A 13,478-nucleotide genomic window follows, 5' to 3' on the forward strand; every position below is an offset into this window, starting at 1 on the left:
ATGCCCCGCTACAGGAGCTGCGCATGATACGCAGACCTTTTTATCTCGTCAACGGTTTTGGGAAAAATTATTCGTTTGATTTGTTGGCCTGCTGTTTATACCCATGCGACAATAACACTCTAATTTGAATCATCTTTTTTGCGAGACCTACCTGAATGACAGCTTTGATTCTAGACGGCAAAACACTGGCGGCAAGCTGGGAAGAACAATTAACAGAGAGGGTTGCTGCGCTAAAAAACCGTTCAAATGGCCGCACCCCCATCTTAGCCACAATTCTGGTCGGTGACGATCCCGCCTCTGCTACGTACGTTAAGATGAAAGGCAATGCATGTCGACGCGTAGGCATGGATTCTCTTGCAGTAGAAATGCCCGGCTCCACAAGCACCGAGCAGCTACTCGCCAAAATAGACGAATTAAATAACGACCCCAATGTTCATGGCATTTTGCTACAGCACCCAGTACCCGAGCAGATCGATGAGCGCGCATGCTTTGACGCCATCGCCCTACATAAAGATGTAGACGGAGTAACCTGCCTTGGCTTTGGCCGCATGGCAATGGGCGAAGATGCCTATGGCTGCGCCACACCAAAAGGCATTATGCGTATTCTAGAACACTACAAAATTGACATCGAAGGCAAGCACGCCGTGGTAGTGGGACGTAGCGCCATACTCGGCAAGCCCATGGCCATGATGCTGTTAGAAGCCAATGCTACCGTCACCATCTGCCACTCTCGCACGCGAAACCTGCCCGAATTAATCAAACAAGCCGACATTTTAGTTGGCGCGGTAGGTAAACCCGAATTCATCAAAGCAGATTGGATTAAAGACGGTGCAGTTGTTGTCGACGCAGGCTACCACCCCGGCGGTGTCGGCGACATTGAACTTGCCCCCCTAGTAGAGCGCGTCAGTGCCTACACCCCCGTACCCGGCGGCGTAGGCCCCATGACGATCAACACCCTTATTTTCCAAAGCGTGGACTCCGGCGAAAAAGCCATCGCCTGACACGGAATTACATCATGGCAAGGGTAAACAAACGACCAAAGAAAATAGGCCCCGCGCAAAAAGTAGCGCGAGTGCTACTTAGTGGCATTCTTCAAGTCTTCTTTTGGATAATGAAAACCTTACGCTTTAAAAACCAGCTTGAAATTGAACACCCCTGCATTATGGCGGTGTACCACGACGAGTTAATGCCGCTGGTTCATTACTTCCGCAATCAAGGCATAACGGCGATTGCCTCACGAAATCACTTTGGGTATTCCATTGCTAAAGTAATGGAGCGTTACGATTACGAGGTCGCATTAGGCTCGCCTAGCAGAGGCGGCAAAGACGCCTTCCTTCAACTCTTAAAGGCAGCCCGTAAAGGCAAGTCCATTGCCTTTGCCGTAGATGGCTCACGCGGCCCACGCCATGAAATGAAACAAGGCGCGATGGTGCTTGCCAAACGAACCAAACTCCCTCTTTATCTAATCCGAGCGAGCTACGATGGTTGGCGCATAGAGAAGTCTTGGGATAAATCTAAATTTCCCAAGCCGTTTGCCGAGGTTAGCTTTAATTACAAGCGTTTTGCTTTAGAAGATTATGCTGATGAATCAGACTTGGACGCTGCCCTACTGGCCGCACAAAATGAGCTCAGCGGTTTACAGCCAGACGATTACCAAGCGCCAAAATGACGGTAAATCAACGCACACTGCATCACATTTTAGTTTTTATATACGGCGCTTGCATTGCTACGCTGTCACTACTCCCTTCCGACGATGCAATAACTTTTAACATTTGGGATAAAGCCCAACACTTCGCCGCTTACGCAGTATTTATGACATTGGCCTTCCCCATAGGAAAAAGCCGAAAAGCCCATTTATGTACCGCTTTTGGTATTCTTTTATTTAGTATTTTTATTGAATACGCCCAGCAATTTTCACCTGGGCGGGACACATCAATTGAAGATGCTATTGCAAATAGCCTTGGGGTAATTAGCGGGTATGTATTTTCGGGGTGGCTGGCAAAAATTTATCAAAGCCGCGGCAACAAAGCCGCGCCGTCAATTTAATATCCGAACGCACTTACTCACGCCGCCAAGTCGTCCCCTCCCGACTGTCCTCCAAAATAACCCCCTGTGCTTTAAGGGAGTCGCGGATTTCATCCGCCCGTGCAAATTGCCTATCCTTTTTGGCCTGCACCCGCTCTGCGATTAAACCCTCAATTTCAGCAGCCGCCAACTGATCACCACTACCCGCCTGTAAAAAGGCATCAGCAGACAATTGTAAAACTCCAAGCAATGCAGCTAGCGACTTCAAGTTTATCGCTAGCTCCTCAACCCGCACTGCATCACCGGCCTCTTTCGCACTATTCAGCTCTCGCACCATGTCATAAAGAACCGCTAATGCAACTGGCGCATTAAAATCGTCAGCCATTGCCGCATCAAAACGCTGCACATACTCATTACTTTTATCTAACTGAGCGTATGGTAGCGGCTCCGCAACCTCTAAACCTTTAAAGGCATGATAGAAACGCTCTAAATTTTGCTTAGCAATTTGCAGATTGTCTTCAGAGTAATTAATCGCACTGCGATAGTGGCTGGAGATTAAAAAGTAACGCACTACCTCTGGATGATAGCGATCAAGGATTTCACGGATCGTAAAAAAATTGCCCAAAGATTTAGACATTTTTTCGTTGTCGACCCTAACCGCACCAGCATGCATCCATGTTTGCGCATAGGTTTTACCTGTGGCCGCCTCAGATTGAGCAATCTCGTTTTCATGATGGGGGAACACGAGGTCCGGTCCGCCGCCGTGAATATCAAAAGTTTCACCCAAGCAGCAGGTGGACATTGCGGAACATTCTATATGCCAGCCAGGCCGCCCGTCACCCCAAGGTGATGGCCAGCTGGTCGTACCGTCTTTCACAGACTTCCATAACGCAAAATCGCGGGGATCGTCTTTGGCTTCATCAACGGCGATACGCGCACCAGACAAAAGCTCATCGGGCTTTTTGCCCGACAATTTGCCGTAGTCTTTGAAAGAAGTTACACGATAATACACATCGCCATTTGATGCGGTATAAGCAAAACCTTTCTCAATAAGCCGTGCAATCATATTGAGGATATCGCCAATATGCGCAGTTGCCCGCGGCTCTTGATCCGGTGGCATAATATCTAGCCGCGCAGCATCCTCATGCATTGCCTTAATAAAGCGCTCAGTTAAGGCCTCAAAGGGCTCATTATTCTCTTCTGCTCGACGCAAAATCTTATCGTCAATATCGGTGATATTACGCACATAATTGACATCAAAGCCCTTCGCCCGCAAATAACGCGTAACCACATCAAATGCCACTAGCACCCGCGCATGCCCAAGATGACAGTAGTCGTACACCGTCATGCCGCAGACATACATATTTATCTTGCCGTCCTGCAGAGGTACTAAATCTTGCTTGCTACGGCTTAGGGTGTTGTAGATTTGAATCGTCATAGATTATCGCTTTATGCTGGACGGGAGACGGGAGATGCAACGTCAAAATCAACCCAAGCCCGTTATAAAAATTTGATTATATCCATCAGCAGCTAGGCTTCAGACTCGAAGTGGGAAAACAGCTTTTGCGTCGCCCCTCTCCCGTCTAGCATCTAGCGCCATCGCTTTCGACAGACATCCGACCTCAGACGTCCGACTCTTTACCCCATGTATCACGCAACGCAATCGTGCGATTAAACACTGGCGCCACATTGCTGTGCTCTACTTTGTCGGCGACAAAATACCCAGTGCGCTCAAATTGAAAACTCGCCTCCGGCGCTGCGTCAGCAAGGCTCGGCTCAATCCAGCAATTCTCAATAACCTGCAAAGACTCTGGATTAACATGGTCGAGAAACTCTTCTCCACCCCGATCTGGCGCCTCATGGGTAAACAGCCGGTCGTAGAGGCGAACTGTTGCCTGCTTGCCATGACTCGCCGATACCCAGTGAATAACCCCTTTCGGCTTAATACCGTCTTCAGGGTCAGCACCGTGAGTCCCAGCGTCATAACTGCAGTGAACTTCGACAATATTACCAAGCTCGTCTTTGACAACTGACTCGGCTAACAGTACATAGGCACTACGTAAACGCACCTTTTTTCCCAATACCAAACGCTTAAACTTTTTATTGGCTTCTTCGCGAAAGTCCTCGCGCTCAATAAAAACCTCGCGACTAAAGGGCAGACTTCTCTCACCAAGGTCATCCCGATTTGGATGCCCAGGCGCAGTAAGCCACTCCACTTTATCTTCAGGATAATTGGTGATGACAATTTTCAACGGATCCATAACACACATGGCCCGCGGCGCATTTTTGTCGAGATCGTCGCGAATAGCGTGTTCAAGCATCGCCACATCAACAATACCCTCGCTGCGAGCAACACCAACCATATCGCAAAAATGCCGCAGTGAAGCCGGTGTAAAGCCACGACGGCGCATGCCCGCAATTGTCGGCATACGGGGGTCGTCCCAACCATCGACAACCTTTTCATCAACTAGCATTTTCAATTTACGCTTACTGGTCACGGTGTAGTTCACATTCAAACGCGCGAACTCATACTGTTTAGGCTGTGCAGGCACCGGCAAATTGGCAATAAACCACTCATACAAGGGGCGATGATCTTCAAATTCCAAGGTACAAATAGAATGGGTAATCCCTTCTAATGCATCGGACTGACCGTGGGTAAAGTCGTATGTTGGGTAAATACACCACTTGTCGGCTGTTTGGTGATGGCTCACTTTGCGAATTCGGTAGATGATGGGGTCGCGCAGATTAATGTTCGGCGCCGCCATATCAATTTTTGCGCGAAGCACCTTGCTACCTTCATCGAAATCGCCGTTTCGCATAGCCGCGAACAAGGCCAAATTCTCTTCAACACTACGATCCCGATGAGGACTATTTTTACCCGGCTCCGTTAATGTGCCGCGATACTCGCGAGCTTCATCTGCACTGAGATCGCAAACATAAGCATTACCTTGACCAATTAAATACACAGCATATTCATACAAAGTATCGAAATAATCAGAGGCGTAGCGAATCGGCCCCGACCACTCGAAACCCAACCAACGAATATCTTCTTGGATCGCATCTATATACGCCTGCTCCTCTTTGGCAGGATTAGTATCGTCAAAGCGTAAATGACAATGCCCGTCAAACTGTTTAGCAAGCCCAAAGTTCAAGCAGATAGATTTTGCGTGGCCAATATGCAAAAAGCCGTTGGGCTCTGGCGGAAACCGCGTGACAAGCTCGCCGCTCAAGCGCCCAGCCGCGATGTCTTCCTTTACGATAGTGCGTAGAAAATTATTGCCAGATACTGCATTGTCAGTCATTTATAGGTTCCAAATACTCAAAGTCAGCGATTTAATATAAACCGCCGAGGCCACAAAATACGTACTCAATAAACACCATGGTCTATCGACGGTTTCGCCCCGCAGCCAAAAGCCTTATTATAGCGGCTTTAATTTCCGGTTATAAGCGAGATCAGCGTAAATGATTATCTTCACTACAAATTTCGGCGACATTAAAATTGAGCTGGACTTCGAAAACGCTCCTAAAACCTCTGAAAACTTCAAACAGTATGTGGTTGACGGCTACTATGACGGCACCATTTTTCACCGCGTTATAGATGGATTTATGCTACAAGGCGGCGGCTTTGAGCCCGGCATGAAGCAAAAGGTAACCCGTGCCAATATCGAAAACGAAGCAGATAACGGCCTGAAAAACGACGTAGGCACTCTGTCTATGGCCCGTACATCAGACCCGCATTCAGCCAGCTCGCAATTCTTCATTAACGTAAAGAACAACGACTTCCTAAACCACAGCAGTAAAACCATGCAAGGCTGGGGATACGCCGTGTTTGCTAAAGTCACCGATGGCATGGACGTGGTTAACAAAATCAAAGGCGTAAAAACCGGGAGTGCAGCAGGACACCAAGACGTACCAATGGAAGACGTCATCATTGAAAAAGCAGTTTGGGTAGACTAATTCCCCAATGACAACACTCTTTATCTCAGACCTACATCTGGATGAAACGCGCCCGGACATCACCCGGGCGTTTTTTGATTTCCTACAGAGCCATGCCAGTAAAGCAAAGGCCTTATATATACTCGGTGATTTTTTCGAAAGCTGGATTGGTGACGACGATAACTCTGCATTAATAGAATCTGTAAAGCACGCACTAAGCACCGTTAGCAAACAAGGCACGGCGGTTTACATGATGCACGGCAATCGCGACTTCCTGATTGGCGACACCTTTTGCACAGAGATCGGCGCCCAACTCATCACTGACCCAACGGTCATTACCCTAGCTGGCGAACAAACCTTATTAGTGCACGGCGACAGCCTATGTACCGACGATCAGCAATATATGCAATTCAGAAAAATGCTGCGTTCACCGGCTTGGCAGCAAGACGCCCTTAGCAAACCGATTGAAGAGCGCCGCGCCATTGCCAAACACTTGCGCATGGCCAGTAACGAAGCAAATAGCAATAAAGCCGAAGACATCATGGACGTTAATGCCGACGCAGTTATTGCCGCACTGAAAGAACACGACTGCACGCGAATGATTCACGGCCACACCCACAGACCAAACCGACACCCATTAGCTATCGATGGCACAAAAGCAGAACGTATCGTGCTTGGCGACTGGGATAGTAACGTCTGGTACCTAACAGACGAAAACGGCTCACTTTCACTACACTCCTCCCCCTTATAGATCCTCAACATAAGCGCGGGGGTAAAGATATGGCACGCGCTTATTGAAAGATTGCATCAATAAAGTGCCCCTCCTACCCTCAGTGACGCAAACATTCGAATAAATCCTTAACACAACCCCCCATTCAATACAGCCATCGCTAGAACGCAGCTCAGGAAAGCCATTAACCACATGAATTCTGGCCCAAATTGTGCTTGTTCGTGCAATAGCAGCGCAATACTTTGCCATCACGCAAAGCTTATACCGCACAGAATTATCACATTGCCGATCCAATAACAGCCGAAGACACTAGCACTACGATCGGGATACATTACAAAAAGAGGCTCACATCTTGCCAAACATGCCACAACTCCCATGCCATACATCCGGCGACATAAACGTCGTTATGATAATGGCGAAGACCAAAGCTCCCGATGGTGGCGCAACGAAAGCATGGAGTAGACTAAACAAAGGCACCACCTGGGCTGGTAACGTCGTGAAATCTCCATTGCGAACGAATATACCTACGAACAAATCAGGGCCATTGCCAAACCTAAACTATCCCAAACTCAATCAGATAGAATTCATAGGACATCACTCAAATAACCAGCGGCATTCCGCTACGGATCTGAGCTTCCCGCACCAAAAACAAGCAATGAGCACCGTAACAAGCAAGAGACGCCTGCACGAATTACGAGCTAAAGGAACAAACCACTCAGAAGAATTACCGCTTAAGAAATCAACTGGAGTTTAGCGATGGCTGTTATCAATAATAAAAACGGACTGCGAATAGAAAAAGCAGATATTACCCTTGGCTTTATCCCACTAACAGATTGCGCGCCACTGGTTATCGCCCAAGAAAAAGGCTATTTCCGGAACGAGGGCTTAAATGTCACACTCTCTAGAGAGGCCTCATGGGCAGGCATACGTGACAAAGTGGGGCTCGGCATACTCGATGGCGCACAAATGCTAGCCTCAATTCCAGTTGCCTCTCGCCTAGGTATCGGTGGCCCAAAAATCGATATGATCAGTGCCATGGTGCTGGATTTAAACGGCAATGCTATTACGGTAAACAACGACCTTTATGAGCATCTCTACGCGATAGACCCCCGCAGCGAATTCAGCCCATTGATTGCTGCGCAGGCCCTGCAATGCGTTATAGAAGAAAATAAACGCAGCAAGCGACCAAAGTTACGTTTTGGCGTGGTATACCCCTGCTCAACCCAAAGCTACGAATTACGTTACTGGCTTGCAAGCGCCGGCATCGACCCCGACCGCGATATCGAAATTGTTGTTATCCCACCACCAAAAATGGTTACCGCCATGACCGACGGCGACATCCACGGTTTTTGCGTTGGGGAGCCTTGGAACACCCTCGCGGTGCAGCAACAGCTAGGCCATGTTGTCGCCACCAAATACCAGCTTTGGAATAACAGCCCAGAAAAAGTGTTTGCCGTAAGCGAAAGTTGGAGCAACGAAAATCCAGTAACTCACCAGGCTATTTTAAGAGCATTAATCAAGGCCTGCATTTGGTTAGACAGAAAAGAAAACCGTAAAACCGCCGCAAAAATGATCAGCCAAGCACCGTACATCGCCCTTCCCGAAGAAACCGTCGCCCTGTCGCTACAGGGACTGTCTCTCAAACACCACGGTCAACCTCCAGAAAAAGTTGACGACTTCCACGTCTTTCACCGCTACTCCGCCAACTTTCCTTGGCTCAATCATGCAGAGTGGTTTATTTCGCAAATGTACCGTTGGGGCCAACTTACCACGCCCATTAACATCGAAGAGACCGTTGCCGCCGTATATAAACCTGCACTTTTTCGTATCGCCGCTGCCGCGATCGGACTTGAAAGCCCAAGCATAGACCGAAAAACCGAAGGTAATTTGCACGAGAAAAATATGTTAATGAAGTCGCAACACATAGGCCCCAATCAATTCTTAGACGGGCAAGTTATTAGCGTCGGCGGCATCATTAAATACTTGGAACAACAGAGCCTATCCAAGGCAGATATTCCGGCGCTGCGACTTATCAATATTCAAAAAGAGGCATAATCATTCACATGAAAGTATTGCTGATAGATATCGACGATACCCGCGCCACTAAACTTGAGCCTATTTTGGTATGGACCGGCATCGAGCTAATTAAGCTCAACAATCACAACACTGATCTCTACCAGCTTGTCGGGGAAATGCACCCTGAAATAATATTAATTGACACCAACTCTCCCAACCGCGACACCTTAGAACATTTGGCACAGCTCAACAAAACGAGCCCACGCACGATTATAAAGTTGGGCAATAGTCGCTCAGAAAGTATCAATAGACTTGCCGCCGACGCAGGAATTAGCATTTACGCCATCGACAACATTCCGGCAAAATTGCTGCAGTCGCTGATTGATATCACCTTGAGTTATTTCTACAGCATTGAGCACTTACGTTCAGAAATTCAATCTCTAAAGCCAGAAATAGACGCGCGTCAAATTTTAAATAATGCCAAGAAATTTATTACCGAAACCTACGGACTTACAGAAGAGCAAGCCACCGATTTACTAAGCAAAAATGCTAATAGACAAGGCCGCACCATCACCGATGTTGCTCGCCAACTAGTAGACACAGGATCATTTATATAAAAAATACGTGGCCGTAATTAGGCTGCTAATGGCCCGCTATGAAAACGAAATATCTCGTCTTCTGTTTCAATTAAAAGTTGCTCTTTACGCTTAAATAAATCAATTCTCGGCTGAATATCTTCCGTCGCATAACGCTCAGCCAGCGTTAGGTAATCTTTAAAATGGCGAGATTCAGATTTCAATAACGAGTTATAAAAGGCGCCCAATTCCGCATCAAGCATGGGAGCAATACGAGAAAACCGCTCACAGGAACGCGCTTCAATTAGAGCGCCGATAATCAGAATATCAATCAGCTTATGCGGTTCACTGGTGCGCGCCTCAGCGCGCAAACCATTGGCATAACGCGCCGACGATAAATGCCGATACGCAATCCCGCGTTTTTTCATAATCGCCATCACCTGCTCAAAATGGCGCAGCTCTTCACGAGCAAGCTTTGACATGCGATTTAATAAATCAGGCTTATCAACGTAGCGAAACATTAAATTCAACGCTGTCCCTGCTGCTTTTTTCTCGCAATTAGCGTGGTCTATTAGCATTTCTTCTGGGTGGTCCAAAGCCGCATCGACCCATCCTTGAGGGGTTTCACAAGGTAGAAACGCTAAAATCTCACTAATATCGACTGACATGAACTTGCACCCAGATAATAAAAACCGGCGGCAGTATAGCAAACTCTAGCAATCTATCTGAGCTGTAGCGCTAAGATTAGGGGGAATCTAACAGTCACGCATCACTTATCAGAGTGGATATACATACCAATATAACGTTGATAGTGCGCTTCAGAGAGCAGATAAAACTCCCGGTCAATCATGTCTCGCAACTGTAACAAGGGAGTAGTTCGATACGCCGCATCGACAACAAACCCGAACTGAACAGTCTCTGAAATTTGACCTGCACCAGCACGAAGCAACTGAAACAACCAAATAAAAGGACTTTTATGGGCAGGATAGCGAACCCGCTGAGTCTGGCACTGCCACTGCAATACCGCCGCATCGCAAATGCTCAGTTTATGCGACATAACCTGAATCAAAAACCCGTCCAAACGCTCATCAATAATCTGTTTTTGCTTATCGGTATAACTATTCCAGTCAATCACCTCGTGACTGTAACGCTTGCAACCTCGACACACATCGTCGCCCAGCGCTGTAGAACAGACGCCAATACAGGGGGTAACCACTCTGGGGATCACAACAGACAAACCACACTCCACAGCACACATAAAATCGAGGAATCAAGAGTAATCTACCCCAACTGACACTGGCAAGTGCAGTAATTCACTTAACCTATGTAGGGTTTTTCAGTATACTTGCAGCCCCCTATTTCGCATCGATGATGGGCATCGATAGCCCCGGCCCCGGCGATCCCGGCGGATGCGGGTACCGAAACTGAAAAGAGGAGTTACACTGTGCTTGAAGCATATCGGAAACACGTCGACGAACGCGCCGCGCAAGGCATTGTTCCCCAGCCACTCAACGCTGAACAAGTCGCGGGCCTAATCGAGTTGCTCAAAAATCCGCCTGCAGGCGAAGAAGCAACCCTTGTTGACCTGATCTCCAACCGTGTACCACCAGGTGTTGACGAAGCGGCTTACGTTAAAGCCGGCTTTCTGTCTGCCATCGTAAAAGGTGAAGCCAACAGCCCTCTTCTGAGCAAAGAAGAAGCAGTTAAACTGCTGGGCAATATGCACGGCGGCTACAATATTGTGACTCTGGTTGACCTCCTCGACCACGCAGATCTTGCCAAACTCGCCGCAGAAGAGCTTAAGCACACCCTGCTGATGTTTGATGCCTTCCACGACGTAGAAGAAAAATCTAAAGCCGGTAATGCACTGGCTAAAGAAGTGATTCAAAGCTGGGCAGACGCAGAGTGGTTCACCAACCGCCCTGAAGTTGCCGAAAGCATTGTTAACACCGTATTTAAAGTCACCGGCGAAACCAATACCGATGACCTGTCACCTGCACCAGACGCATGGTCGCGCCCAGACATCCCACTGCACGCACTGGCAATGTTCAAAATGGAACGCGATGGCATTAAGCCCGACGTCCAAGGCAGTGTTGGCCCACTTAAATTGATCGACACCCTGAAAGAAAAAGGCCACCCCATTGCCTTCGTTGGCGATGTTGTTGGTACAGGCTCTTCACGTAAATCAGCAACCAACTCGGTACTGTGGTTCTTTGGCGACGATATGCCTGGCGTGCCTAATAAGCGCTCTGGCGGCATTTGTATCGGCAGCAAAGTAGCACCCATCTTCTACAACACCATGGAAGATGCTGGCGCACTGGTATTTGAAGCCCCCGTTGACGACCTAAGCATGGGCGACGTGATTGAAATCCGCCCCTACGACGGCATCATCAAAAATGTTGAAACTGGCGCTACCCTGAGCACCTTCGAACTGAAGTCACCGGTATTGCTTGACGAAGTACGCGCTGGCGGCCGCATTAACCTGATCATTGGTCGTGGCCTTACTTCTAAAGCCCGCGAATCACTGGGCCTGCCCACCTCTACCCTATTCCGCCTGCCCGAGCAGCCCGCCGACACTGGCAAAGGCTACACCTTGGCGCAAAAAATGGTTGGTCGCGCCTGTGGTCTACCCGAGGGTACTGGTATTCGTCCCGGCACTTACTGTGAACCCAAAATGACCACCGTTGGTTCACAGGACACCACCGGCCCGATGACCCGCGACGAGCTGAAAGATTTGGCCTGCCTCGGTTTCTCTGCCGACCTGACCATGCAGTCCTTCTGTCACACTGCGGCTTACCCCAAGCCAATCGACATCGACACCCAGCACAATCTGCCAGACTTCATCATGACCCGTGGCGGTGTTTCACTGCGTCCCGGCGACGGTATCATCCACAGCTGGTTGAACCGCATGTTGTTGCCTGACACTGTCGGCACTGGTGGTGACTCCCACACCCGCTTCCCGATGGGTATCTCTTTCCCAGCGGGTTCTGGTCTGGTTGCCTTCGCAGCTGCCACCGGCGTTATGCCACTGGATATGCCCGAATCAGTATTGGTTCGCTTTAAAGGCAAAATGCAGCCTGGCATTACCCTGCGCGACTTGGTTCACGCCATTCCTTACCAAGCCATTAAAGAAGGTCACCTGACCGTTGAGAAAAAAGGCAAGAAGAACATCTTCTCTGGCCGTATTCTTGAAATCGAAGGCTTGGCTGGTCTGACTGTTGAGCAGGCATTTGAATTGTCTGACGCCTCAGCAGAGCGTTCAGCCGCTGGCTGTACCATCAAGCAAGGCATTCCAGAAATCTCTGAATACCTGCGCTCTAACATCACCCTGCTACGCTGGATGGTAAGCGAAGGCTATGGCGACCCACGCACCCTAGAGCGCCGCGCCGCCAATATGGAAGCATGGCTGGCTAACCCAAGCCTGCTTGAAGGCGACGCCGATGCCGAGTACGCCGCGGTTATCGAAATTGACCTAGACCAACTGAAAGAGCCTGTTGTTTGCTGCCCTAACGATCCAGACGATGCTAAGTTGTTGTCTGAAGTTGCTGGCGACAAAGTAGACGAAGTCTTCATTGGTAGCTGCATGACCAACATCGGTCACTTCCGCGCCGCTGGTAAGCTGCTAGACGCCAACAAAGGCACGCTGAATACCCGTCTGTGGATCTCGCCACCGACTAAAATGGATCAGCACACCCTGATGGAAGAAGGCTACTACAACATCTTCGGCGCTTCTGGTGCACGCACCGAAATGCCAGGCTGTTCACTGTGCATGGGTAACCAAGCACGTGTTGCCGATGGCGCTACTGTGCTGTCTACCTCAACCCGTAACTTCCCTAACCGTCTTGGCAATGGCGCCAATGTCTACCTGACCTCTGCTGAACTAGCATCGGTTGGCGCGATCTTGGGCCGCCTGCCTACGCCGGCTGAATATATGGAATACTGCAAAGATCTGGATGCCATGTCTGGCGAGATTTATCGCTACATGAACTTCGACCAGATCGCGTCTTTCCAGAAAGGTGCGGAAGAAGGTAAGCGTATAGCGTCAGTAGAAATTACTGAAGTAAGCATGTGAAAACGATGTAAGCCTTAGACTTACCTTGTTGCGAAAGCCGCCTTCGGGCGGCTTTTTTATGTCTGAGACTATGTACTAATTTGAATTTCTTTGTCGATAGCGAAACAGAGAGGGGTAACCGAAA

At 48.9% G+C, this 13,478-nt stretch carries 12 protein-coding genes; 8 read left to right on the top strand and 4 right to left on the bottom strand.

Annotated features, from left to right (window positions below):
* Positions 1–155: 155 nt before the first annotated feature.
* From folD to GVJ32_RS00695, 3 genes are read left to right on the top strand one after another with little or no spacing between them, the layout of a single operon-like run.
* Positions 156–1,001, top strand: a complete 846-nt coding sequence (folD, locus tag GVJ32_RS00685) for a bifunctional methylenetetrahydrofolate dehydrogenase/methenyltetrahydrofolate cyclohydrolase FolD (RefSeq protein ID WP_159238135.1) — start codon at positions 156–158, stop codon at positions 999–1,001.
* Between the two features lie 14 nt (positions 1,002–1,015).
* The gene (locus tag GVJ32_RS00690) at positions 1,016–1,669 is read left to right on the top strand and encodes a lysophospholipid acyltransferase family protein (RefSeq protein WP_159238136.1); all 654 of its coding nucleotides are present in this window, start codon (positions 1,016–1,018) and stop codon (positions 1,667–1,669) included.
* On the top strand, positions 1,666–2,046 hold the full coding sequence (locus GVJ32_RS00695) for a VanZ family protein (protein WP_159238137.1): 381 nt from the start codon (positions 1,666–1,668) through the stop codon (positions 2,044–2,046). The genes GVJ32_RS00690 and GVJ32_RS00695 overlap by 4 nt, the downstream gene beginning before the upstream one ends.
* A gap of 13 nt (positions 2,047–2,059) precedes the next feature.
* Here the strand turns inward: GVJ32_RS00695 and cysS are convergent, their stop codons facing one another.
* Positions 2,060–3,463 (bottom strand): cysteine--tRNA ligase, encoded by a 1,404-nt coding sequence (gene cysS, locus GVJ32_RS00700; protein WP_159238138.1) that lies wholly within the window; start codon positions 3,461–3,463, stop codon positions 2,060–2,062.
* 184 nt (positions 3,464–3,647) lie between these two features.
* Positions 3,648–5,327 carry a glutamine--tRNA ligase/YqeY domain fusion protein gene (locus tag GVJ32_RS00705; RefSeq protein WP_159238139.1) on the bottom strand — a complete coding sequence of 560 codons (1,680 nt, stop codon included), beginning with the start codon at positions 5,325–5,327 and terminating at the stop codon, positions 3,648–3,650.
* A gap of 160 nt (positions 5,328–5,487) precedes the next feature.
* On the opposite strand from GVJ32_RS00705, the gene GVJ32_RS00710 reads away from it, so the two are divergent.
* From GVJ32_RS00710 to GVJ32_RS00725, 4 genes are all read left to right on the top strand, one after another.
* Positions 5,488–5,982, top strand: coding sequence for a peptidylprolyl isomerase (locus GVJ32_RS00710; RefSeq protein ID WP_159238140.1), 495 nt, complete (start codon positions 5,488–5,490; stop codon positions 5,980–5,982).
* Positions 5,983–5,989: 7 nt separating this feature from the next.
* Positions 5,990–6,712, top strand: coding sequence for a UDP-2,3-diacylglucosamine diphosphatase (locus GVJ32_RS00715; RefSeq protein ID WP_159238141.1), 723 nt, complete (start codon positions 5,990–5,992; stop codon positions 6,710–6,712).
* Between the two features lie 735 nt (positions 6,713–7,447).
* The gene (locus tag GVJ32_RS00720; RefSeq protein ID WP_159238142.1) at positions 7,448–8,746 is read left to right on the top strand and encodes a CmpA/NrtA family ABC transporter substrate-binding protein; all 1,299 of its coding nucleotides are present in this window, start codon (positions 7,448–7,450) and stop codon (positions 8,744–8,746) included.
* Between the two features lie 8 nt (positions 8,747–8,754).
* Positions 8,755–9,324 (top strand): ANTAR domain-containing response regulator, encoded by a 570-nt coding sequence (locus GVJ32_RS00725; RefSeq protein ID WP_159238143.1) that lies wholly within the window; start codon positions 8,755–8,757, stop codon positions 9,322–9,324.
* A 17-nt stretch (positions 9,325–9,341) separates the two neighbouring features.
* Here GVJ32_RS00725 and GVJ32_RS00730 read toward each other — a convergent pair whose 3' ends face one another.
* The gene (locus GVJ32_RS00730; protein ID WP_159238144.1) at positions 9,342–9,950 is read right to left on the bottom strand and encodes a tRNA-(ms[2]io[6]A)-hydroxylase; all 609 of its coding nucleotides are present in this window, start codon (positions 9,948–9,950) and stop codon (positions 9,342–9,344) included.
* Between the two features lie 101 nt (positions 9,951–10,051).
* Positions 10,052–10,510, bottom strand: a complete 459-nt coding sequence (locus GVJ32_RS00735; protein WP_235035023.1) for a DUF1289 domain-containing protein — start codon at positions 10,508–10,510, stop codon at positions 10,052–10,054.
* A 216-nt stretch (positions 10,511–10,726) separates the two neighbouring features.
* On the opposite strand from GVJ32_RS00735, the gene acnB reads away from it, so the two are divergent.
* Positions 10,727–13,354: a bifunctional aconitate hydratase 2/2-methylisocitrate dehydratase gene (acnB, locus tag GVJ32_RS00740; RefSeq protein ID WP_159238146.1), complete on the top strand. Its 2,628-nt coding sequence runs from the start codon at positions 10,727–10,729 to the stop codon at positions 13,352–13,354.
* The last annotated feature ends 124 nt before the right edge of the window (positions 13,355–13,478 follow it).

The organism is Zhongshania aliphaticivorans (assembly GCF_902705855.1).
GTDB lineage: Bacteria > Pseudomonadota > Gammaproteobacteria > Pseudomonadales > Spongiibacteraceae > Spongiibacter > Spongiibacter aliphaticivorans_B.

What these genes read in the sequence shown, in the direction of transcription:
- folD (WP_159238135.1), top strand. Translation starts at nt 156, where the DNA reads ATGACAGCTTTGATTCTAGACGGCAAAACACTGGCGGCAAGCTGGGAA.
- GVJ32_RS00705 (WP_159238139.1), bottom strand. Translation starts at nt 5,327, where the DNA reads ATGACTGACAATGCAGTATCTGGCAATAATTTTCTACGCACTATCGTA.
- GVJ32_RS00725 (WP_159238143.1), top strand. Translation starts at nt 8,755, where the DNA reads ATGAAAGTATTGCTGATAGATATCGACGATACCCGCGCCACTAAACTT.
- cysS (WP_159238138.1), bottom strand. Translation starts at nt 3,463, where the DNA reads ATGACGATTCAAATCTACAACACCCTAAGCCGTAGCAAGCAAGATTTA.
- GVJ32_RS00730 (WP_159238144.1), bottom strand. Translation starts at nt 9,950, where the DNA reads ATGTCAGTCGATATTAGTGAGATTTTAGCGTTTCTACCTTGTGAAACC.
- GVJ32_RS00720 (WP_159238142.1), top strand. Translation starts at nt 7,448, where the DNA reads ATGGCTGTTATCAATAATAAAAACGGACTGCGAATAGAAAAAGCAGAT.
- GVJ32_RS00715 (WP_159238141.1), top strand. Translation starts at nt 5,990, where the DNA reads ATGACAACACTCTTTATCTCAGACCTACATCTGGATGAAACGCGCCCG.
- GVJ32_RS00690 (WP_159238136.1), top strand. Translation starts at nt 1,016, where the DNA reads ATGGCAAGGGTAAACAAACGACCAAAGAAAATAGGCCCCGCGCAAAAA.
- GVJ32_RS00710 (WP_159238140.1), top strand. Translation starts at nt 5,488, where the DNA reads ATGATTATCTTCACTACAAATTTCGGCGACATTAAAATTGAGCTGGAC.
- GVJ32_RS00695 (WP_159238137.1), top strand. Translation starts at nt 1,666, where the DNA reads ATGACGGTAAATCAACGCACACTGCATCACATTTTAGTTTTTATATAC.